Origin of the sequence: Cellvibrio sp. (genome assembly GCF_046347455.1) — a bacterium.
Classification (GTDB): domain Bacteria; phylum Pseudomonadota; class Gammaproteobacteria; order Pseudomonadales; family Cellvibrionaceae; genus Cellvibrio.
In genome coordinates this window covers 50,234-69,862 of sequence record NZ_JAXMGC010000001.1, presented here as the reverse complement: position 1 = coordinate 69,862, position 19,629 = coordinate 50,234, and the positions used below count along the sequence as shown (strand labels likewise).

The window sequence follows — 19,629 nt, the reverse complement described above, 5'->3', positions numbered from 1 at the left end:
AAAAATGGCGCCTCGAGGGCGCCATTTTTCTTATAAACTTGCCAAGGTTAATCCATTATTATTTAGATAGCTCATTAATGACTCCGTTGAGTTTAAGGCTTTAACCTGAAGATCGGCCGGATTTATATTCACAGCCAAATTCGCCTTTTTACTCACCAATGCGCTCAGTGCTTGTTTATCAATTTTTCCGTTGACTGACACGGACTTCAGCTCTTCCGGTGTCAAGCTTGCATGCTTTCCGTGCGGCAAGTAAATAGTACCATTCGTAAAATCAACCGCAAATGCAATTACACCTGGAATAAAAAAGAACAACAAACCTATGGCATCGGCAACAGCTACTATAGGGTCAATAGAGCCTGATTTGGTGCCTTTACGCTCTGGATAGAACACAGTTCCGCAGGCTGTAAGTTCGAGCAACATCACTGAGCTCAAGCCTAAAACCATTAATCTATTTGCTAATTTTACCGCCATAAAAAAACCTCCACCTTATTATTAAATTCAGCTAAACCCCAAATGGTTAAATTAACTCGACCCGTGAAGTCTGCCCTATTATAGGACGAAAAAATGGCAATATTTGGCAAATTGAGTAGGAAAATGAGACTCGGATCTATATAGTCGCGCCTATTAGCACTTGTTTACAGAGCGATTTATGAACGACCAAGATTTTGAACTCTTTTTAACCACTGCGACCAACGAATTAAAAGAAAAACAAGCCAATCTCACCTCAGCTTACGGGTTCGGCAGCCATAAACGCTGGATGTTTGAAAGCGATAAAGCCAAGTTACAATTTTTTAACCAAGACGATCAGTTGGTGTTAGAAGCAGAAATTGTTGACATTGGCAGTTACTCGCCCGCCAACAAAACGTGGAAATGGGCTTGGGCTTATGAATCAATTAATCCTGTATTGAAAGCTGAATCGCTGCGCATAAAGGAACTGGAAGATATTACTGACGCAACTATTTTCGGTGAAAAAGATCCGGTCGAGGCCGATGAATATCTCGCTTGGGAATTAGCGGCCATGGCCGTAAAACATTTGAATGCTTTGGGTTGTTATCGCGCTTTTTCATCGGCACGAAACGTCAATATGTTTTTTGCCATTACCGAAGTACGAGTGATCAGCTAGAAATTTCAGGCTCGTTGAAACTGAATTTTTTCTATTTGCTGGTCAAAATCCCTCAGCACATGCTCAATACAAGTTGTCGCTAATTGAAAATATTCGTTTGGACTTATATTGGGCTGATCCAATATCACATTGGATTCAATTACCTGCAATAAATGGCGAAAGTCTTTTTGCACAGACTCCGGCCAAGATGGACTGATGTTAGATGCGATTTTCACCACCAAATGGTTCAACTGAATACGCAATACACTCGAGCAAGTGCCTTTGCTAACCGCGCCCATTCCCAAGGCTCTCGCCTGCCCCACATACTCCGCAATAAACAGCAAATTCCGCCAGTGAGTTTCTGTTGTTTCAATTAGGCCGAGTTTACCGAGATGATGCGCGTAGGCCAAATCATCAATGAGATAAAGTAAGTTAGCAATCATAGAATTGTGTTGTTTTAAGTTTACGTCGACCGCCATTGAATGGTAGTTCGATTGAGTCCTGCTCCAATGATCTAGAATGCTTTCCCACTTGGCGTTTTGTTTTAGCCAACCATCAACAGCAGCTAGCTCAGCTATATCGCGCGCAATTGAAATTTCAATTTTGCGAATGTCATCCGTCACTGAAATATTGCCACTCAGCAAACCATTCGTTAATCCTCTGTGCTGCTGAATGTAAGTTAATAGCGATCTCAAGCGCCTTAGATAGCGAATCCCCGTATCAAATAGCTCCTCTTCTTGCCGCTTACGTTTTACAACACCATAAATTACTGTGATCAAGGCTATTGCAGGTACAACGAGAAAAATAAAAACAAACGAGAAAGGTAAACTCATTTTTTACAGCTCCGCCTGACGAGTTAAACGATGCAAATGCTCTGCAATTTCTGCCGCTTGCCCTGCCCGCTGGCTATTATCTTTAGCGTGATTAGCCACGGTTTCGACATGGCCTGAAATTTCTCGTACCGCTGTGCTTTGCTGGGACGCAGCAACAGCAATGGCATCCACCAACACAAAGACTTCGTGTGTTTGCGCAGATATTTCTTGCAACGACGTGTCAGCATTTTTCACGCTGCTCTGACAATAAGTGGTTTTGTCGAGCACAGAAGCCATACTGACCAAAACCTGCTGCATATTGGTTTGAACTTTTGCGATAGAGGTAGAAATTTCCGTCGCTGAACCTTGGCTACGCATTGCTAGGCCCCGCACTTCGTCAGCAACTACTGCAAAGCCACGGCCATGCTCACCCGCGCGCGCTGCTTCGATTGCCGCATTAAGCGCAAGTAGATTTGTCTGCTCCGCAATCTCACTGATAATGCGTGACATGCTGGTGACGGAGCGCATAAGTTCATCCAGAGTTGTAATGCGGTGTTCAGTATCTTTTGCAAGTTCAGCAACTTGCGTCACCTGACTGTTTGCTTCGCGCAATGCCGCACTTCCTTTATCCGTCAGCTTCAAGGCATCGGTTGCACGATCACGCGTAGATGTGATTCGCTCCGAGATATCCTGAAGACAGTAGCTCATCTCAGTAATAGCTGCGGCACTGGAGGTGGTAGCTGCACTTTGGTCTGCAGCACTTTGGGAATACTGACGCGCATTTGACGCTAATTCCGCCGATGAAAATGCCATTTCTTTGAGAGCATCACGGTTTGCATCGAGGATGCGGCTGTAGGGTTTTAAAATGTCATGCAAGGGCTCGCGAAGCGGCGACAAGAAGCCGTTGACATAAGCTTTCCATTCAAGGTTTTTATTAGCCGCCATCTGAATCAAATAGGCATTTAACCCACGCACATCATCAAACAATGAAAACAATGCGCAGCCCGCTAAAATGACGATTGAGAAATAATTAGCCCAGAGTAACATGTGTGAATACTCTGTTAGTTCAAGCACAATGAGACTTACACACAAAAGAAAAAATAGTAAAAGCGTCCGCCCCAATCCAAATACTAATAGGGCATGCTTAATCGCTATCCACATAAAACCTCTCAAAAATTTCCGACTAGACGCCAAAGATTGGCAATAGCCAACTTGGGATAAGTTTTCAAGCATGATACAAACAGCATCTGCACCTGTTTGATTCGTACCCAGAACTCGAAGGTATATTTTGGTGCAATAAATTTTGAAATAACCACAGATTCAACTCTGTACTGGTCACTTCAACATTCATGCCACAGGAAAAGTAATTTGCGAAAGGATAAAAAATATATTTTTTGCTTTTTTGAAATTTTATGCTTGTTAAAGGTGCGGCCATTTTAAGAGCCAGGGTGAGACGAGGTTTTCTATCGCAATGGAAAATTCAGACGTTGAAAAGAATTCACCCTCGTGCGGGAGTTCAGTGTAACGATACCAAGTCCCTGAAACAGAAAAGCCTATGCTAAACGCGTGCAAATAGACTCGATCTATCTCTTCACAACCGCTGGCGTCAGCGTACAGGGAGTCGCCCATAATCGGTGAGCCAATACTTTTGAGTGCAACTCTTATTTGGTGTGTTTTACCTGTGTGCGGTTTGATGACGAATAATCGTTTACCCGCCCCAACGGATGAGCTGAAAAATTGAGTTATAGCGGGATTCTCCTGACTGTTTAGCAGCTTCCATGCACCACGTCTTGCAGCAACCATATCTCCTTTTATGAGACCTTGTTTTTTCTTTGGCTTTTTTGCACTTATCGCTAAATAAAATTTCTCAATTTTCCGGCTTTCGAACTGATCTACGAGTTCTCGATTGACAGCAGCAGTTTTTGCCATAACCAACAATCCTGACGTCACCTTATCAAGACGATGAACGGGATATAGTTCGGATAGACCTAGCCCTTGCTTTACTCTTTCAAACAGGCCGGGTTGACCATCATCACTGTGAAAACTAACACCCGGCTTTTTATAAATAACCAAAAAGTGTTCGTTGTTCGCTATTAATTCGTAATAATTATTCATAAAAAAATCGTCTATCAATTGCGCTTCATGCGGCATAAAAAACTAAACGGCCGGTTTTTACCTTACTATAATGGAAATAAGCATCCGTAGTGTTACACAGTAAAAGGGTATGCCTCGCGAGTGTCCATTTAGACGCTCCTTAAATCCTGACTGTGAAGCTCAAGGATTTACCTAACCACGGTAACCTGCGGATGCTCTTTTACTTCCTCTTTTGTTGCCCTAAGTATATCCCGAAGCAATCGAAATCGATTTATAATTCGGTACCCTTCTCTTCCACTACAACACATATGAATAACCTAGAGCCTGATTTAGTCAAACCTTCTCTGGAATTTTACCGCACGCAACATAAATTGCGCTTGAGTTATATGCCTTGGCTCTACTTCGAATTAAAGCCCGTACATAAACGTTGGGCGACAGAATGGCAGGAAGAATTTCAAACCTATTTGCAAAAAGTAGAAACCATCCAAATTGGAAAAGATTGCTTTATTGCCCCTGAAGCAAAACTTTTTGCCGAACCCGGTCGCCCAATTATTTTGGGCGATGGCACCTTCATAGCAGCAGAAGCAGTTATACATGGCCCTGTGACTATAGGAAAAAATGTTTCCATAAACCATCACGTCACTATGGACGGAGGCACCAAAGGAATCACTATTGATGACAATGTTCGAGTAGCCGCCTACTGTACTCTCTACGCATTCAATCACGGTATGCAAGCAGACAGGTTGATATGCGAGCAACCCACTCAATCACGTGGCATTCATATTAAAGAAGACGTATGGCTAGGAGCGCACGTAGGGGTTGTAGATGGAATTACTATTAACGAACATGCGGTGGTTGGCATGAGCAGTCAAGTGACGAGGGATGTTGAAGCTTACAATATAGTCGCAGGCAATCCGGCAAAAGTGATTGGCGATAGACGTGAGAAAAAATAAATCTATTTCTGAGCCTGATTAATTAATGCTCTGCAATCCACATTTTCCGCATCACCGACTTCGATAAACGGCAATATAGCAGCAAAGGGAGCGAGAATGCTGCTCAATATTACAGCAGCCGTACCTTTAGAACCTGCTTTCTTTTTATCCAAACCAACCGATGGCGATTTAAGCTGACCACTTAGCGTAAGAGGGATTTGCGCTGAAAAAATACTCGAATCTTTGGGTTTTGCATCCAGCTTTGCGCTTATTAATTCCTGCTTAAGGTTGATATTTACGTTCCCGGTTATCAACGAATCATGCGTATCAAGCACAAGGACTTTAGATTTTAAAATTCCGTCTTTGACATCAAAATCGGTTACGCCACAACGAATTTTTGTTGACTTATCTTTGCCTAAAAATAGCGGTAAGGCTTGAGCTATATCCAAATCAGATGCTTCAATCAAAAGTTGACTAATCTTACCGCCAGACATAATGATCGTGAACTCACCATTACTGGAAGCCAAAACATCAGCAAGTGATGCGCCGGTTCCCGCCAAGTTTAATTTTCCGCCGAAAATACCTTCCGTTGTTTTTGCGAAGCGCGTATTTGCAAAGAACTGACCCAAGCTCAGGTTGTGCAGACCTAAATTCATTTTCATTGGCGGAACGTCTTTATTCGCATCGATTTCAATTTTTCCGTCCACTTTCCCATCGGCTAAAACAACCATAAAGGGATCAAGATCGAGTAAACCATTTTTCAGATAGAAACGAACTTCCATACCCTTAAATGGAAGCGCAGGTGCAACAATTTTCTGAGCCTTCAAGGTTACATCTAAATCTGTACCGCGAAGCCTTTGCAAGTTCAGAGGAACATCGGGAATTAATTTTGAGCTTGCCTTCTTCTCTGCTGCGGCTTTGCGTTGCTCGGGCGCGGCGTTTTCTCCTGAAGGACTCAAACCGATAAACCCGCCAAGATCTTTACTATCCAACAAATTGGAAACCAGGTTGGCTTTTAAAAAGCCGCGCTTGCTTCCCACGTCATACGATAGATTACCCGCCAAATCACTACCACCGACTTTACCCTTGAAGTTTTCATAAGCCCAGACATTGCCGGTTTTGGTTAACCTTCCATTCAAGGTGTAGGGAGGTGTGATTGGCAGAGGAATCGCCGTCAAATAAAACAAATCAGCCAAACTATGACCGCTGATGTTAAGCGATGCATTAATACCAGTGAGTTTGATCGGATCTTTAAATGCGCCGTCAAAATTCACTTTGGTGGGTCCCATAGTGATATCAAGCTTCAAGGGATAATCCTTTGATGAATCACGCATGCTGTCTAAATCTCCTCCAACAGCCTGCACAAGAAATTTCTGCTTTTGCATGGAAACCGAGCCAGAAATTCTAAATCCGTTATTCGACTGTTCAGATGACTTTCCTTTTTTTACATCTCTACCACTTGCAGAATCCAAATTTAAATTAAGATCCATTCCTTTAACTGCATCCCGATAAATGAACTGCCCTTCACGAAGCTCTAAGCGTTTAAAGACAGGAAATTCGTAGCGGTCATCAGGTAGTACTGTTTCATCCAGCAACTTCGCATCAGAAAACACAGGGAAGTTCCAGTTATAATCATTCTCGGATTTTTTATCTAAAATAAGATAAGGCTTAGTCAAAATAACATCGCCAAATTCAACCGAGCCAACAAATATTTTCAAAGTTCTAAAGCTAAAATACAGATGCTCAATAGACATCATCTTAGCTTCCGGGTAACCCTGAGCATTTGCTAACCAAATTTTTTCGGCATTTACATTCGTATAATTCCAATGCCAATCAATATGCACTGGCCCTTCAATCACCAATGCGCGACCAAGTTTTTCACTGCCTTTCGATTCTGCGAGCGATTTAATAATCTGTTCAGAAAAAATTACAAGCATAGCTATTACAAACACAATAACTAACATAACAGCTAGAACAGCATTTATTAGTTTGCGAAGGAAACTGCGATGATTAAAAGTTAAACGCATAAAATCCTGTGCGCGCTTTTGCGCCTACTCAATTGTAAAATTTATTAGGGCCAAGGCGCAGGATTGTCATTGATGTATTGCGCACCGCCCTGCTCTGGTTCGGGTTCCAGCAACTGAAGATTTGTGTCGCCCGCAACTATGCCGCACAAATTTTGCTTGGCATCATGGAAATCCTCTCGCGATAACACTCGGTTCTTGTCGGGGGAGTTTTCGATAATCCATGTAATCAAATCCTCAACGCGACGCTGTACCTCGCGCGCAAAAATGGCTTCTTGTGTTTTGTCAGACATAATTTAACTCCGCTAGTTAAATTCAATCTTTTGGTGCTCACCAATTCCGGTTGGCGGTTCGCCAACGATCGCGGCTTTGGCAATGGAAAATATTTTCAACATCTTATTGGTATGCGAATCCCAATATTCGGCGTTGTAAATAGAGAGCTTGATTAGTGAGAGGTGTGGATCGTCTAATCCTTCTGGAAACCAAGCAGCTACCGCTGGATTCCAAAGTTCCGCTGCTTTTTCTTTAAATTTGATCACCTCAGCATGACCTGAAACGGCCACATAAACGCTGTCAGAGGGATTTGAAAAAGTAACGTTAATTTTGGGATGGCGATTAATATCGGCCGCTAACTGCGACCTATCCGAAATAAAAAACCAAAGAATACCGCTGTCTTCCAACGCTTGTTGCGTCATGGGTCGGCTCGACAAACTTTGATCGTCGTTCAAGGTGGTAAACATTCCAAAACGAATGGACGATATTTTTGCGCGCAAATCTTTGATCGCAACTTCGGTTACTTGAGACATCACGGTTCTCCCAGTAAGAATTTGAAATTCCACCATAGAGAAAGCGGCAACTGGCCTCTGTACGTTAACTCACTGTTACGCCTGCAAAAATAGCCTTGAGTAAACACATGGCGGGCGCTAGAATGCGCGCACGTCTCTCGGGGGAGTAATCTGCTGAGGCTTTACGCGCAGCGCCTTTGTCAACAAACTTGCTCACATAGCATGGCAAAGGCGTCCAACAGAAACTGTTGGATTGATGAGACCTGAGACATGGCTACCGCCAATGGCGGGACGGTTGCTATGTCTCTGGTTTAGAATTCCCGCCCGGACTACACAATGGAAGCCTTCCTTAGCTCTACCCTCGCCGTTGCAGTTGCCGAAATTGGCGACAAAACCCAACTCCTCGCACTTTTCCTCGTAAGCAAATACGGCCGCCCCTATGTTATTAGCCTTGGTGTTTTGCTCTCTACTGTATTGAACCACGCCTTATCTGCATGGGTTGGCGCTTGGTTAGGCGATAAAATTCCACCGCAATACATACCTTGGATCATCAGCCTGAGCTTTCTCGCTGTCGCTATATGGCTTCTTGTCCCCGATAAAGAAGACGACGACATGGGGAAATTTAGCCAATACGGGCCTTTAGTCGCCACCTGCGTACTTTTCTTCTTGGCAGAAATTGGCGACAAAACCCAAATCGCCACTGTGATATTGGCGGCACAATATCAAGATGCAGTTACTTGGGTTGTTGCTGGTACCACCTTGGGCATGCTGATTGCGAATGTACCCGTGATTTTTGCAGGCCAGTGGTTGATGCAACGTATACCGCTCAAGTTGGCTCACAGATGTGCATTCGTTCTTTTTCTCTCGCTGGCGGTAATTACCTTAGCAAAAGCTTATATGGGGTAGACCTGCACGAATTGGCCGCTAGCTATACGCGGCCAATATCTGTACCATGCGCGTCCCGGCGCTCCTAGGTCAGCGTCGCCTCTCTCGTCCAGCCTTCGGCCCAGCCAAACTGGAATCTCTCGCTCGCCAGACCTATCCCCTATGCGGGAGGCCGAGCAACAGGAAAACACTATGTCATTTGCTTCTCTCGGCTTAAATGCCGACATTCTTCGTGCTATTGCCGAAGAAGGCTACACCACGCCAACTCCTATTCAAACTCAGGCAATTCCTGCCGTGTTAAAAGGCGGCGACATTCTCGCGGGCGCCCAAACAGGTACTGGTAAAACCGCGGGCTTCACCCTACCCTTGCTACAAAAACTGAGCGCAACCGCGAAAGCGGTTAATGGCCGTAAACCAGTACGCGCGTTAATTCTCACACCGACACGCGAGCTGGCAGCGCAAGTATTTGAAAGCGTACGTACTTACGGCAAATATTTGAACCTTCGCTCTACCGTGGTATTCGGTGGAGTAAGTGCGAATCCGCAAATGATGAAATTGCGCGGCGGCGTGGATATTTTGGTAGCAACACCCGGCCGTCTGTTGGATTTGGTTCAGCAAAACGCAGTGGTGTTGAAGGAAGTGGAAGTGCTCGTCCTGGATGAAGCAGACCGCATGTTGGACATGGGCTTTATCCACGATATTAAACGCGTGTTAGCGCTGCTGCCTAAGCAACGCCAAAATTTGTTATTTTCCGCAACTTTCTCGAATGAAATTAAAGATCTCGCGGATAAATTATTAAACAAACCCACGCTCATTGAAGTTGCGCGCCGCAACACCGCAAGCGAACGAGTTGAGCAAACCGTACATCCTGTTGATCGCAACCGTAAACGCGAATTGCTCACGCATTTAATCAAGCAAGGCGATTGGCAACAGGTGTTAATTTTTACGCGCACTAAACATGGCGCCAATAAGTTAACCGAACAATTAGCTAACGATGGCATTACCGCCGCCGCAATTCACGGCAACAAAAGCCAAGGTGCTCGTACCAAAGCCTTGGATGACTTTAAGAAAGGCGCGATTCGCGCATTAGTCGCAACGGATATTGCAGCTCGCGGTATTGATATCGACCAGTTACCGCACGTTGTGAATTACGAATTACCTAATGTACCTGAAGACTATGTGCATCGCATTGGTCGTACTGGTCGTGCAGAAAGTGAAGGCGTTGCGGTGTCCTTGGTATGTGTAGATGAAGATAAGTTTTTGCGTGATATCGAAAAGCTAATTAAACGCGACATTCCGAAAGAAATTATTGCAGGCTTCGAACCAGACCCGACCATCAAAGCGGAACCGATTGTGTTAGGCCGCAGCATGACTATTGGCCGTAACAATGGTAGCGGTAATAAGGCTGGGGGTAATAATGGTGGTGATCGCAGACCTAAGCTCGGTGCGAAACCAAAACCGAAATCTGCAAACGCATCGGCAAATGCAGCCGGTAAAAAACCGCAAGGCGCTACCCGCAGAAGCAAACCCAAAAAGCCAACTGTTAAAATTGGCTAAGTTTGTTTAGTCCGCTGAAATAAAAAAGCCGCTTTCAACAGCGGCTTTTTTATTTTCAACTTTGCATATCGTTTAACGCTGCAACTCATATTTACGCATTTTCTCAACCAAGGTTGTACGACGTATGCACAACTTATCAGCAGCACGCGCAACAACACCGCCGCAATCGTTCAAGGCTTGCTGAATTAAACTCATCTCTAAATTGGTAATGTATTCGCGCAGATCAATTCCTTGCTCCGGCAACAGTGGGTTATCGTTCATATTTACGTAGCCAGTGTTTGCATGATTTGATGCTTGCGGTGTCGGCGCAAACTCTTCTGCACTCACATCTATATGGCGATACTTCGCAGGCAAATCTTGCACGCCAATAACGCCGTACGGATGAATAATTGCCATGCGCTCAACCAAGTTGGCAAGCTCGCGCACGTTACCGCTCCACTCATGCTGACACAAAGACATGATCGCAGCCGAATTAAAACGAATTGAGCCGCGCTGTTCATTTTCCATACGCGCAACCAATTCATTAATAAGCAACGGAATATCTTCTGAGCGTTCTTTTAGTGATGGTAATTCAATGGGAAATACGTTGAGCCGATAAAACAAATCTTCACGGAAGGTATTGTTAGTAATCATGCCATCTAAATTGCGATGCGTCGCCGCGATGATGCGAACATCCACACTTTGTGTTTTATTACTACCCACACGCTCGTAACACCGCTCTTGTAAAACACGCAAAATTTTTACTTGCATGTTGAGCGGCATATCGCCTATTTCATCCAGAAAAAGTGTGCCGCCTTCCGCCATTTCGAAACGGCCAGCACGAGAATTAATCGCGCCGGTAAAAGCGCCCTTCTCGTGTCCAAATAATTCGCTTTCCAATAATTCCGCTGGAATTGCACCGCAATTTACTGGAACAAAAGGTTTATCCCTACGCGGTGAGTTGTAATGCAAGTTACGCGCAACGACTTCTTTACCAGTACCCGACTCACCCGTAATCAACACAGACACATCTTTATCCGCAACCTGCGCCATCATCTCGCGCACGTTTTGAATTTCACGGCTGGTGCCTACTAAGCTACGGAATAAATGCACGGGGCGACGCGTTGGCTGGCGCTTGCTGCTTGATTGAGCCTCGCGATAAAGCTGGGCCCTATGCAAGGTGTCAACTAGGGTGTTGTAGGTAGGAGGAAGCGTAAGGCTGGCGATAATCATGTGGCGCAAGGAATCGTCCAACCCCTCGTCGCTAGGTACATTTTCGCCGGTTAGAACTATGGCAAGTTCATCATTCCAGTCGCGAATACTTTTTAAAAGTTGCTCAAAGCTTTGCTTGGAATGGGAAAAATCTCCAACAAACACAGCTATGTAATCTTCACCCTTGTTTTCATTTTGGGCTAACTCGTACCAATTCTTTGAGCTAGCCGCCAAGGTAGTTTCACTCAGAAATTCCAGTAACACTTTTAAGTCGTGTCGGCGCGATTCACTGTCATCAATAACTAAGACTTTGTTGTTACGCCACATGTCTTATGACCCTTGCAAATTGGCTGATTGACTAGATTTTGTCCGCTCGCCGTCGGAGCTATGACTATTAATGCTTAGGTTTAGACGAGGATGTTAAGCGAGTCAAATTAATGGCAGGAATAAATAAATGTTTTTTTGATCGAGATAAAAATGCGCTGAATTTTTGACAGGATTGTGCATTAAAGAAACTAAGCACCTGAACTACAGGTGCTACACAGAGGATATGTAAGATTAGGTCGCAACTTTTGGTTCTATACCATCCCAACCAGATTTTACGGTCTTCAGAAGGTCAATTACCTCACCAACCATTTCGCTTTTGTTGGAAGCAGAAGCTTCAAGTAAGCGGCGCCCCATATAGTCGTAAAGGTTGTCTAAACGCTCAGGTAAATCCGTACCTTCGACATTCATGTCGAGAGAGCTACGCAAGCCAGAGATGATGCCCATGGCTTTACCGATTAGAGCACCTTTAGTTGCCGTATCGCCACGTTCCATAGCTGCTTTGGCACCGTTCAAACGCTCGAGCGCACCTTCCATTAGAAGTTGAATGAGACGATGGGGGCTGGCGTTGTTGATTTGGGTTTCTAGCCCTAACTGACGGTATTGCTTAAGGGCTTCTTGCGAATTGTAATTAGACAATCTTGGCGCTCCTTTACTGGCTCTGGCTATTAGTTATACCGCTAAGCCTAGCATTAAATCAATGCGCCAATGAAGCAACTTCTCTTTTACATTGCACAATGAGACTTGCGTACACACCTTTTAGCTCGTTGAGCGCGTCCGCAATCGCCTTGGTGTCGCCACGGTTCTGAGCTATAACTTTGTCGATTACCAAGGCACAGCTTTGATCGAGACGACGAGCTCTATCCCAATCTTGGGCTTCAAGAGCGGCATTTAGTTCGCTTTGCAAGCCTCGCAGGTGTAACAAACCGGCGCGTCCGGCGTAACTTACGGGTTCAACGAGATGCAATTGCATTTCACGATACCTCCGGCGCTATTGCATCCCAACCGGATTTCAGCTCACCTAAAAGACGACCACATTCATCAAGAATTTCTGGGTCGTTACTGATATTCGCCTTGATCAATCGACGAATAATGTAGTCGTAGAGCTCTTCCAAATTGGCGGCCAACTGACCGCCCTCCTTGTCATTCAAGCTGCCTTGTAAACCGCCGACAATATTAATCGCCTTACCAATCAGTTCGCCTTTACGTGCGATTTGGTTTTGCAGCATTGCGCCTTTTGCTTGGGCGATACGCTCCAAAGCACCTTCGAATAACATTTGAATCAGCCTATGAGGAGACGCGTCCAGTACGCCAGCTTGGTTTTTAACAGATGAATAATGCTGTGCCGCCTGATATGCGTTCATAAGACATCTCTCTTCAGTAATCATTAAGGTTTTTTGAGTAAAGCTACACGCTTACCAAGTTAGCGGCAGGGCAAAAAATTTCTTTAGCGGTAAACTTGGATGGAAGGCGACTTAAAACCGACGATCTGGATTAACCCCATGTAAAAGGATGCAATATGAAACTTCTAACTGGCCTAACACTTCTTCTCAGCGCTCTAGTCGCCTGCTCTGCCCATGCAGAATCACTACGCTGCAATGGCGATATTGTCGAGGTGGGGGATGCCAAGGTTGACGTCTACCGAAAATGTGGCGAGCCCGTTCTCAAAGATAGTTACTGCGAAAAAACGCCTATGCGAGTTAGACGGGCCAATGGCGAGTACGATTTGATAGACCATTGTGAAGATGTAGACGTATGGACTTACAACCCCGGCAAAGGCCAGTTTTGGACAAACCTCTATTTCTCTCAGGGTCGATTGCGCGAAATGCGCTACGGAGATCGAGTTCAATAAAAAAAGGCCGCATTAGCGGCCTTCTCTTTCATTATTAATTTTCTTAGGTACCCTTTTGAGCAACACCATCTCGCAACAAAAAATTAGACGATGAATCTAGCAAGGGCTGCCAGCGAGTCTGTGAAAATAAATTAACGCAGTCATCCAAAGCAAATGCCTGATATCCTTGTTGCGTTAACAAATGTGCGGCCGCCCTGCTTCTGCGACCGGTATTGCAATAGAAAATGTAGGTGCGGTTTTTATCGAGCATTCGAGATTTAATACCTAGCAAATTTAATGGGATATTTACAGCCGAATTCAAATGCAGTTCGGAATATTCTTCTTCGCTACGTACATCAACCGCAACCGCTCCGGTGGCAATTTTTTCCGCGTAAGATTCTAAACTGACAGAGGCTACTTGCGGTTCTTTCAACAGACGGAAGAAATCTTGTTTATTAAGCGTCATTAATACGCCATCCGTCTTCATGACTACTGAGGCGTTTCTGGGCGCCTCATTAACTAACGCATCCTCACCAAAACAGCGCCCAACACCAACACCCGCCAAGAGCTGACGCCCAGATTCGTTATGACGCCAAACCTCCGCCTGACCTTCCTTAATGAAATAGCACCTGTCACCCAGTTCACCCTGCCGAATTACAACATCCCCCGCGTAAACCACTTGTGGTGTAAGCAGCGAAAAAATTTCTTCGACATTAATGGGAGGAACCTTAAAAAATAAATTGGATTTCAGAACAGTCATCATCCAATCGATATCTTCATCTAAATCTCTTTGCCGGGAAATATTGAGCTGTAAATAATCAGCCACTTGGCTCCAAGCCAACAATTTATCTAAACGCTCACTATCAACCCGCAACACGCTACAGTCAGACTCTGCAATTGCGGTTACCAAGCGCGGCTGATGATGTGCAATAGGCAGTAAACTAGAGCGACCTTTAACGAGAGTTGCCCCGTTATTTTCATCGACCAACCGAACATTGCCGTGCAGAAGATAAATGTGGTGCGCATCATAGCTACCGCGCGCAAAAATAGTTTGCCCTGCGCAAATAATCTCGGAATCAGAATTACTCAATAATTCCAACAAATGCGCTTCGCTCATATCTTTAAGTGGAACCAGAGTTCGCGTTAAAGATAAATCGAATTCGACACGCGCTGGCATCATACTTTTTTGCGGTTGCATATAATATTCCTTCGCTTTACGGCAATAACGAGTACTCGTAAGTTAACAATTAAAGGCTAAAACCTCGTCTACCTTGAAGCCCGCCAGTATGGATCAATATCAATCGGCTGCCTCTTGGCCAGTAATCTTTCTTTAGTAACTGCGCAACACCCCAGCACATCTTGAGCGTATAAACAGGGTCAAGCTGCAGTTGGTTCTCGTGCTCAAACTCAATCATGAATCGCCGCATCTCTGCGGTTAATTTTTTTCCGTAGCCACCACCGTGAAATCCGGATATGAGTCGCCAGTTACTTGCTGATTCACCAACTTGCTGCTGATGCGAAATAACTTGCTTACCCAAACTCTGACAACTCGATTTCGTTGGCTCCTTCAATACCGAAAAGCCTATAACACTCGACGGCTGCAGCACCATCTCGCTTTCCTGTTGCAACCCTGTCGCGACGCCAGCCAGCGTATTAGCGGTTCCTGCGGCCAAACAAATGGAAGTATAGTTAGATTTAATTTGTCGGTATATGGACGCACCTATGACTTTAGCGCCTTCAAACCCGTACGTATTTGCACCACCTTCAGGTATGTAGAAAAAGTCACCATAAACCCGCTTTAACTCCGCCAGAAACTCATTTGAATCTCCAACACGATAATCTGCTCGAGGGACAAAATGTAATTTCATTCCCCAAGCTTCAGCATCTTGAAGCGTTGGACTCAAACGCTGCGGTCGCTCGCCGCGAATAACACCAATGGATTTAAAATTTGCTTTTTTTGCCGCCGCAGCCAAAGCATAAATGTGGTTCGAATAGGCACCACCGAAACTCAGTAGCTGGTCATGCCCGAACGCTTTGGCGGCACGTAAGTTGTAATACAGCTTGTAGAATTTGTTGCCACTTAAATACGGGTCGATTAGATCATCGCGCCGCATAAATACTTCAACGCCTTTCGTTTTGGCCAAAGCACAGTCGAGGCGTTCTAGTGGAATCTCATTTGCCCTACTTAAAAACTCATCTTCGGAAATCAATTCATCCAACCATTTCTACCAGAGGTCACCGCTTTTCTGAAACCATCTTATAGGAAATGACTTGATGATGCTCGCAACGGTCACTTTCACCTTCATGGAACTCAACGGGAGAGCCGATTCTTACCAAAGGCTTGCCGCAAGGATGCCCATTCGCATCCGATCCTTTGCAACTTGGGTTTTGATAATGTTCGTACCAGTTGGAGTAAAGGCGCTCACCTACGCCGGAATTTTTAGCGACATAAGCCGTTGGGTTTTCGAGATACAAGCTTAAATCTGTTACGGGAATGGTGAATTGACCAGCACCTGGATGATAGACCACAAAATTGACACCAGCCTTATCAAGCCGAGCTAAAACTTGTTCTCCGCTGTTGTTTAGAAGCTCCTGATAGTCCTGCTTGAGTTTTACGATCTCTTCTTTTAACGCTGTTTCGTTTTGGTGGCGATAAAATAATTCAACTTCCCGCATATCAAGCATTTCGCGAAGCTCAGCTGTCGCTGTTTGTAGCTTTAAAGACAATTCAACAGCAAAGTTTTCTTGCAACGCCTGAATTTGACTATTCTCGTCATTCTGCGCCGCTTTCAATTTATGCGAGAAATATTCTCGCATGCCTTCCACTTTGCTGGCTTGTACGTCGAAACTCTCTTTTAACGAGCGATTGCGCGATTCCAAATCGACATTAAGTGCTTTTAGTTCCTTTAATTTTTCCTGATACGCCTGCAATCGTGCTTGGTGTTCATGTTGCAGTTTTTGAATAGTTTCTTGTTGCTTTGAATGTAATGTTGCAATACGTAAACGCTGCTCTTTCAGCAGACTTTCTGTTTGATTACGCAATTCAGCCGCATAAAATTCGTGCATTTTTTGTTGCAGCTCCAAGCTGTTTTGCTCAACCAAGGGTTGAGTTAAAACAGGAGGGATCGCCGTTAATTGTTCCTGAGCTGGTTTTTTAAAAATCACACCCATGCGATTGTTTTCGACTGATTTTTTAAGCTGCGCAAAGCTCGACTTCGCAGGATCCATTTGCGGATCCCAAAGCTTTTTCTGGTGCCACGCGATTGCGCATTGGCTATAACAAGCCAATCTGATGGGGCCAGCACCCAAATCTGGACCACGACCAGACACTTCAGCAAGTTGCTGGAGCGGGACATTCCACCGGCGATCAACCATGCCGCGCTCATCGAAATCCAGAAGGAAGAAAACCGCTGCTGTTACTTTGAGATTAGAATTTATAATGAGATAGACCGCTTTGGCAGACGCCCCTTTGAAATCGGGAACCGGCACAAAACCATCTAAAATTGCTTCGAACTCCGGGTAAAGAAGCTCGCGAGTAATAACATCCCCTGTAAACAGGACTACCGCCTCTACAGAGTCTGCATTTTCTATCGCCATAACCTCGTTCCAATCTAGCCGACCATCAGGCCGTTGTTATTAATAATAGAATGAGTATATGTCAGCTGCTTTTGCATCTAATTGACTACCACCACAAAAAAGCTCCTTTAAGCAATATTTGCGGCTTGTTCGACGCTGATATCGGTATTATTCAAACCAGAAAGCGTGAACGAATTGGCATTTCGGAGGGGCACGCGCAGACGGCGCACGTGTACTTGAAAAAAGGACTGGATAGAATCAAAAAAGATTGGGATTACATATCGAAATAGTCGTCCGAAATTTCATCATCAAAGTCTTCTACGTCATCCAGCAGATCTTCTAGATAGTCTTGCATATAAACACCTATACATTTGGGTTGCTAAAGAGGATTCCTTTCCAAAATTTATCCTTGGAGCAAACATTAGCAACCACAAATGACAAATAAGCGACTAAAAAATAAACATTTAATGACAGAGTAGGATCTTATGGGTTGGGCAGAAATTCGATACCCCAGAAAGCAAAAAAGCCGCCTTTAAGGCAGCTTTTTAGGAATTAGTGGCGGACCGGACGGGGCTCGAACCCGCGACCTCCGGCGTGACAGGCCGGCATTCTAACCGGCTGAACTACCGGTCCGCAAAGATCTCAACGAGGCACTTTTAAGTGGTGGGCGGTACAAGACTCGAACTTGTGACCCATGCCTTGTAAGGGCATTGCTCTACCAACTGAGCTAACCGCCCTTGCTGAGAGGTGCGCATTCTACCTAATTTTGAATGAGTGTCAAACTTTTTGTCACAATTTCTGCGACTTTAGATTCTTAAGGGGAGCCGAACAGCCTTCGGCTAAGCAGTTGATTAAAAAGAGAACATTTGATCTCTTCGCTTAAGCCAAAGCCTTAACCGGGACTAGGGTTTATAGCGCTTTAGCTAACCCGCTATAGATGAGACAATATCCGCTTGTTTAACTCTTCACAAAGCCCAAATGACTCACGACCGACGCGCCTTCACCTCCCCTTTGAGATTATGCAAAGCAGCAGCGATGGTTATTTTTGTCTCCGCTCTCAGCTCTTGCGAAGCCTCAAATGCTGATGGAGAAACGAGCCTAAGCCTACTGGTTATTATTGCGGGCCTATTAATTGTACAAACTATCCTGATTGCAGGGTTACAGCGCAGCCGATTAAAGAACAAAGCAGCCAGAAGCCTACTCAAGCTTCATCAAAAAGAGCTGGAACAGAAAATCCAGGACCGCACCCAAAGTCTGAATCAAAAAAATACCGAGCTGGAAAACGCTGTGCAAAGCCACAAGCTCATAGCTACGCAGTTGCAGGACACCAAGCGTCACCTGCAAACCATGATTAACTCAGTTCCCGACATTTTGGTGGGCGTCTCAGCAGAGGGCAAGGTCACTTACTGGAACATCGCCGCCTTTGAAAAAACCGGGATATCCTTTGATAAAGCCTTGGGAACACATATCACCTCCGCACTTCCGCACCTCCCCATATCCGCGGAACAGTTGGAAGACATCATCAAACGCCAGCAATCATTTGTTAATCGACAACTACAACAAATCGAAAATGAGGAGCCTCATTTTTATGATTTGAGGATATACCCTCTAATTAGCGGCCTAACCAATAGCCATAATTCGGGCGCCGTTATTCAGTTGAAAGACGTAACCAAACGCGTTCAGCTCGAAAACATGATGATTCAAAATGAAAAAATGTCCTCTCTGGGAGAGCTGGCCGCTGGCATCGCACATGAAATCAATAACCCGCTAGGTATTATTCTCCACAACGTTCAAAACATTATTCGCAGGACATCTTCTGAACTGAGCTCTAATAAGGAAATTGCTCAGAAACACCAGCTCGATTTCGATGCTTTTTCGCAATACCTTCGCGAAAGGGATATTCCACAGTTTTTGGATAACATCAAAGAAGCCGGAGAGCGTGCGGGAAATATAGTCAACAACATGCTTGAGTTCTCGCACAGCAATCACAGCGAAAAAAATTGGGTGAATATTCCAAAGCTTGTTGACCAGGCGATAGAGTTTAATCGCAACGCGGGCTTTGCAGAGCATTCCAAAATGTATGACATTAAAGTTGTGACTCACTTTAGCGCTGACTTCCCGAGTATTTTTGCCTCCGCCGCCGAACTGCAACAAGTTTTCCTGAACCTACTGCGCAACGCTTACCAAGCTTTGGTTTCAGATGACTATAAACAACCCGACGAAATGCGGGTAGAAATTTCTGGTTACACCAAAAAATCCGATGTAATTATTGAAATCAGTGACAATGGGCCCGGTATAAAAGACACAAATAAAGACCACATCTTTGAACCATTTTTTACCACTAAGGATATTGGTAAAGGCACGGGACTTGGTCTTTCTGTTTCCTATTTCATCATCACAGAACATCACAAAGGTAAAATTAGCCTCAGCTCACAATACGGTAAAGGCGCCACCTTCAAAATTCGTTTACCTATGGCAGGTGAACGACAAATTGCTCTCGACATTTAAACAAGACC

General features: G+C 44.8%; 20 protein-coding genes and 2 tRNA genes. 6 read left to right on the top strand and 16 right to left on the bottom strand.

Annotated features, from left to right (window positions below):
- Window positions 1-30: 30 nt before the first annotated feature.
- Window positions 31-471, bottom strand: coding sequence for a hypothetical protein (locus U1F02_RS00335; RefSeq protein WP_409988359.1), 441 nt, complete (start codon window positions 469-471; stop codon window positions 31-33).
- Between the two features lie 178 nt (window positions 472-649).
- Here U1F02_RS00335 and U1F02_RS00330 point away from each other — a divergent pair, with 178 nt between their 5' ends.
- The gene (locus U1F02_RS00330; protein ID WP_409988358.1) at window positions 650-1,123 is read left to right on the top strand and encodes a DUF6882 domain-containing protein; all 474 of its coding nucleotides are present in this window, start codon (window positions 650-652) and stop codon (window positions 1,121-1,123) included.
- A gap of 5 nt (window positions 1,124-1,128) precedes the next feature.
- Here U1F02_RS00330 and U1F02_RS00325 read toward each other — a convergent pair whose 3' ends face one another.
- The 3 genes from U1F02_RS00325 to U1F02_RS00315 all read right to left on the bottom strand — a co-directional run bounded on the left by U1F02_RS00325 (window position 1,129) and on the right by U1F02_RS00315 (window position 4,029).
- On the bottom strand, window positions 1,129-1,935 hold the full coding sequence (locus tag U1F02_RS00325) for a nitrate- and nitrite sensing domain-containing protein (RefSeq protein ID WP_409988357.1): 807 nt from the start codon (window positions 1,933-1,935) through the stop codon (window positions 1,129-1,131).
- 3 nt (window positions 1,936-1,938) lie between these two features.
- The gene (locus U1F02_RS00320; protein WP_409988356.1) at window positions 1,939-2,961 is read right to left on the bottom strand and encodes a methyl-accepting chemotaxis protein; all 1,023 of its coding nucleotides are present in this window, start codon (window positions 2,959-2,961) and stop codon (window positions 1,939-1,941) included.
- A gap of 372 nt (window positions 2,962-3,333) precedes the next feature.
- Complete coding sequence (locus U1F02_RS00315; protein WP_409988355.1) at window positions 3,334-4,029, bottom strand: TIGR01621 family pseudouridine synthase; 696 nt, start codon at window positions 4,027-4,029, stop codon at window positions 3,334-3,336.
- A gap of 287 nt (window positions 4,030-4,316) precedes the next feature.
- Between U1F02_RS00315 and U1F02_RS00310 the strand changes: the two genes are divergently transcribed.
- Entirely contained in the window at window positions 4,317-4,961 is a 645-nt protein-coding gene (locus U1F02_RS00310; RefSeq protein WP_409988354.1) for an acyltransferase, read from the top strand.
- Window positions 4,962-4,963: 2 nt separating this feature from the next.
- Here U1F02_RS00310 and U1F02_RS00305 read toward each other — a convergent pair whose 3' ends face one another.
- Genes U1F02_RS00305 through U1F02_RS00295 form a run of 3 tightly spaced genes read right to left on the bottom strand, consistent with a single transcriptional unit; the run spans window position 4,964 to window position 7,770 of the window.
- Window positions 4,964-6,967: an AsmA family protein gene (locus U1F02_RS00305; RefSeq protein WP_409988353.1), complete on the bottom strand. Its 2,004-nt coding sequence runs from the start codon at window positions 6,965-6,967 to the stop codon at window positions 4,964-4,966.
- Between the two features lie 44 nt (window positions 6,968-7,011).
- Complete coding sequence (locus U1F02_RS00300) at window positions 7,012-7,257, bottom strand: hypothetical protein (RefSeq protein WP_409988352.1); 246 nt, start codon at window positions 7,255-7,257, stop codon at window positions 7,012-7,014.
- Window positions 7,258-7,269: 12 nt separating this feature from the next.
- Window positions 7,270-7,770: a pyridoxamine 5'-phosphate oxidase family protein gene (locus U1F02_RS00295; RefSeq protein WP_409988351.1), complete on the bottom strand. Its 501-nt coding sequence runs from the start codon at window positions 7,768-7,770 to the stop codon at window positions 7,270-7,272.
- A gap of 315 nt (window positions 7,771-8,085) precedes the next feature.
- Between U1F02_RS00295 and U1F02_RS00290 the strand changes: the two genes are divergently transcribed.
- A complete protein-coding gene (locus U1F02_RS00290; RefSeq protein ID WP_409988350.1) occupies window positions 8,086-8,655 on the top strand; it encodes a TMEM165/GDT1 family protein in 570 nt (189 codons plus the stop codon).
- Between the two features lie 171 nt (window positions 8,656-8,826).
- Entirely contained in the window at window positions 8,827-10,191 is a 1,365-nt protein-coding gene (gene rhlE, locus U1F02_RS00285; protein ID WP_409988349.1) for an ATP-dependent RNA helicase RhlE, read from the top strand.
- A 72-nt stretch (window positions 10,192-10,263) separates the two neighbouring features.
- Here rhlE and U1F02_RS00280 read toward each other — a convergent pair whose 3' ends face one another.
- The 4 genes from U1F02_RS00280 to fliS (U1F02_RS00265) all read right to left on the bottom strand — a co-directional run bounded on the left by U1F02_RS00280 (window position 10,264) and on the right by fliS (U1F02_RS00265) (window position 13,070).
- Entirely contained in the window at window positions 10,264-11,709 is a 1,446-nt protein-coding gene (locus U1F02_RS00280; RefSeq protein WP_409988348.1) for a sigma-54-dependent transcriptional regulator, read from the bottom strand.
- A 231-nt stretch (window positions 11,710-11,940) separates the two neighbouring features.
- Window positions 11,941-12,345 carry a flagellar export chaperone FliS gene (gene fliS / locus U1F02_RS00275; protein ID WP_409988347.1) on the bottom strand — a complete coding sequence of 135 codons (405 nt, stop codon included), beginning with the start codon at window positions 12,343-12,345 and terminating at the stop codon, window positions 11,941-11,943.
- Between the two features lie 58 nt (window positions 12,346-12,403).
- Window positions 12,404-12,679 (bottom strand): hypothetical protein, encoded by a 276-nt coding sequence (locus U1F02_RS00270; protein ID WP_409988346.1) that lies wholly within the window; start codon window positions 12,677-12,679, stop codon window positions 12,404-12,406.
- 1 nt (window position 12,680) lies between these two features.
- On the bottom strand, window positions 12,681-13,070 hold the full coding sequence (fliS, locus tag U1F02_RS00265; RefSeq protein ID WP_409988345.1) for a flagellar export chaperone FliS: 390 nt from the start codon (window positions 13,068-13,070) through the stop codon (window positions 12,681-12,683).
- Window positions 13,071-13,225: 155 nt separating this feature from the next.
- Here fliS (U1F02_RS00265) and U1F02_RS00260 point away from each other — a divergent pair, with 155 nt between their 5' ends.
- Window positions 13,226-13,558, top strand: a complete 333-nt coding sequence (locus U1F02_RS00260) for a DUF2845 domain-containing protein (protein ID WP_409988344.1) — start codon at window positions 13,226-13,228, stop codon at window positions 13,556-13,558.
- A 43-nt stretch (window positions 13,559-13,601) separates the two neighbouring features.
- Here the strand turns inward: U1F02_RS00260 and U1F02_RS00255 are convergent, their stop codons facing one another.
- From U1F02_RS00255 to U1F02_RS00235, 5 genes are all read right to left on the bottom strand, one after another.
- Window positions 13,602-14,735, bottom strand: coding sequence for a cyclic nucleotide-binding domain-containing protein (locus U1F02_RS00255; RefSeq protein ID WP_409988343.1), 1,134 nt, complete (start codon window positions 14,733-14,735; stop codon window positions 13,602-13,604).
- 49 nt (window positions 14,736-14,784) lie between these two features.
- Window positions 14,785-15,756, bottom strand: a complete 972-nt coding sequence (locus U1F02_RS00250; protein WP_409988342.1) for a 1-aminocyclopropane-1-carboxylate deaminase/D-cysteine desulfhydrase — start codon at window positions 15,754-15,756, stop codon at window positions 14,785-14,787.
- Between the two features lie 16 nt (window positions 15,757-15,772).
- Window positions 15,773-17,134: a hypothetical protein gene (locus U1F02_RS00245; RefSeq protein ID WP_409988341.1), complete on the bottom strand. Its 1,362-nt coding sequence runs from the start codon at window positions 17,132-17,134 to the stop codon at window positions 15,773-15,775.
- A gap of 535 nt (window positions 17,135-17,669) precedes the next feature.
- Window positions 17,670-17,746 (bottom strand) — tRNA-Asp (locus tag U1F02_RS00240).
- Between the two features lie 28 nt (window positions 17,747-17,774).
- Window positions 17,775-17,850: transfer RNA gene (locus U1F02_RS00235), tRNA-Val, on the bottom strand.
- 298 nt (window positions 17,851-18,148) lie between these two features.
- On the opposite strand from U1F02_RS00235, the gene U1F02_RS00230 reads away from it, so the two are divergent.
- Window positions 18,149-19,621: a two-component system sensor histidine kinase NtrB gene (locus U1F02_RS00230; protein ID WP_409988340.1), complete on the top strand. Its 1,473-nt coding sequence runs from the start codon at window positions 18,149-18,151 to the stop codon at window positions 19,619-19,621.
- Window positions 19,622-19,629: the final 8 nt, after the last annotated feature.

Coding starts and splice junctions, on each gene's coding strand:
- U1F02_RS00335 (WP_409988359.1), bottom strand. CDS start 471: ATGGCGGTAAAATTAGCAAATAGATTAATGGTTTTAGGCTTGAGCTCA.
- U1F02_RS00330 (WP_409988358.1), top strand. CDS start 650: ATGAACGACCAAGATTTTGAACTCTTTTTAACCACTGCGACCAACGAA.
- U1F02_RS00325 (WP_409988357.1), bottom strand. CDS start 1,935: ATGAGTTTACCTTTCTCGTTTGTTTTTATTTTTCTCGTTGTACCTGCA.
- U1F02_RS00320 (WP_409988356.1), bottom strand. CDS start 2,961: ATGTTACTCTGGGCTAATTATTTCTCAATCGTCATTTTAGCGGGCTGC.
- U1F02_RS00315 (WP_409988355.1), bottom strand. CDS start 4,029: ATGAATAATTATTACGAATTAATAGCGAACAACGAACACTTTTTGGTT.
- U1F02_RS00310 (WP_409988354.1), top strand. CDS start 4,317: ATGAATAACCTAGAGCCTGATTTAGTCAAACCTTCTCTGGAATTTTAC.
- U1F02_RS00305 (WP_409988353.1), bottom strand. CDS start 6,967: ATGCGTTTAACTTTTAATCATCGCAGTTTCCTTCGCAAACTAATAAAT.
- U1F02_RS00300 (WP_409988352.1), bottom strand. CDS start 7,257: ATGTCTGACAAAACACAAGAAGCCATTTTTGCGCGCGAGGTACAGCGT.
- U1F02_RS00295 (WP_409988351.1), bottom strand. CDS start 7,770: ATGTCTCAAGTAACCGAAGTTGCGATCAAAGATTTGCGCGCAAAAATA.
- U1F02_RS00290 (WP_409988350.1), top strand. CDS start 8,086: ATGGAAGCCTTCCTTAGCTCTACCCTCGCCGTTGCAGTTGCCGAAATT.
- rhlE (WP_409988349.1), top strand. CDS start 8,827: ATGTCATTTGCTTCTCTCGGCTTAAATGCCGACATTCTTCGTGCTATT.
- U1F02_RS00280 (WP_409988348.1), bottom strand. CDS start 11,709: ATGTGGCGTAACAACAAAGTCTTAGTTATTGATGACAGTGAATCGCGC.
- U1F02_RS00270 (WP_409988346.1), bottom strand. CDS start 12,679: ATGCAATTGCATCTCGTTGAACCCGTAAGTTACGCCGGACGCGCCGGT.
- fliS (WP_409988345.1), bottom strand. CDS start 13,070: ATGAACGCATATCAGGCGGCACAGCATTATTCATCTGTTAAAAACCAA.
- U1F02_RS00260 (WP_409988344.1), top strand. CDS start 13,226: ATGAAACTTCTAACTGGCCTAACACTTCTTCTCAGCGCTCTAGTCGCC.
- U1F02_RS00255 (WP_409988343.1), bottom strand. CDS start 14,735: ATGCAACCGCAAAAAAGTATGATGCCAGCGCGTGTCGAATTCGATTTA.
- U1F02_RS00245 (WP_409988341.1), bottom strand. CDS start 17,134: ATGGCGATAGAAAATGCAGACTCTGTAGAGGCGGTAGTCCTGTTTACA.
- U1F02_RS00230 (WP_409988340.1), top strand. CDS start 18,149: ATGGTTATTTTTGTCTCCGCTCTCAGCTCTTGCGAAGCCTCAAATGCT.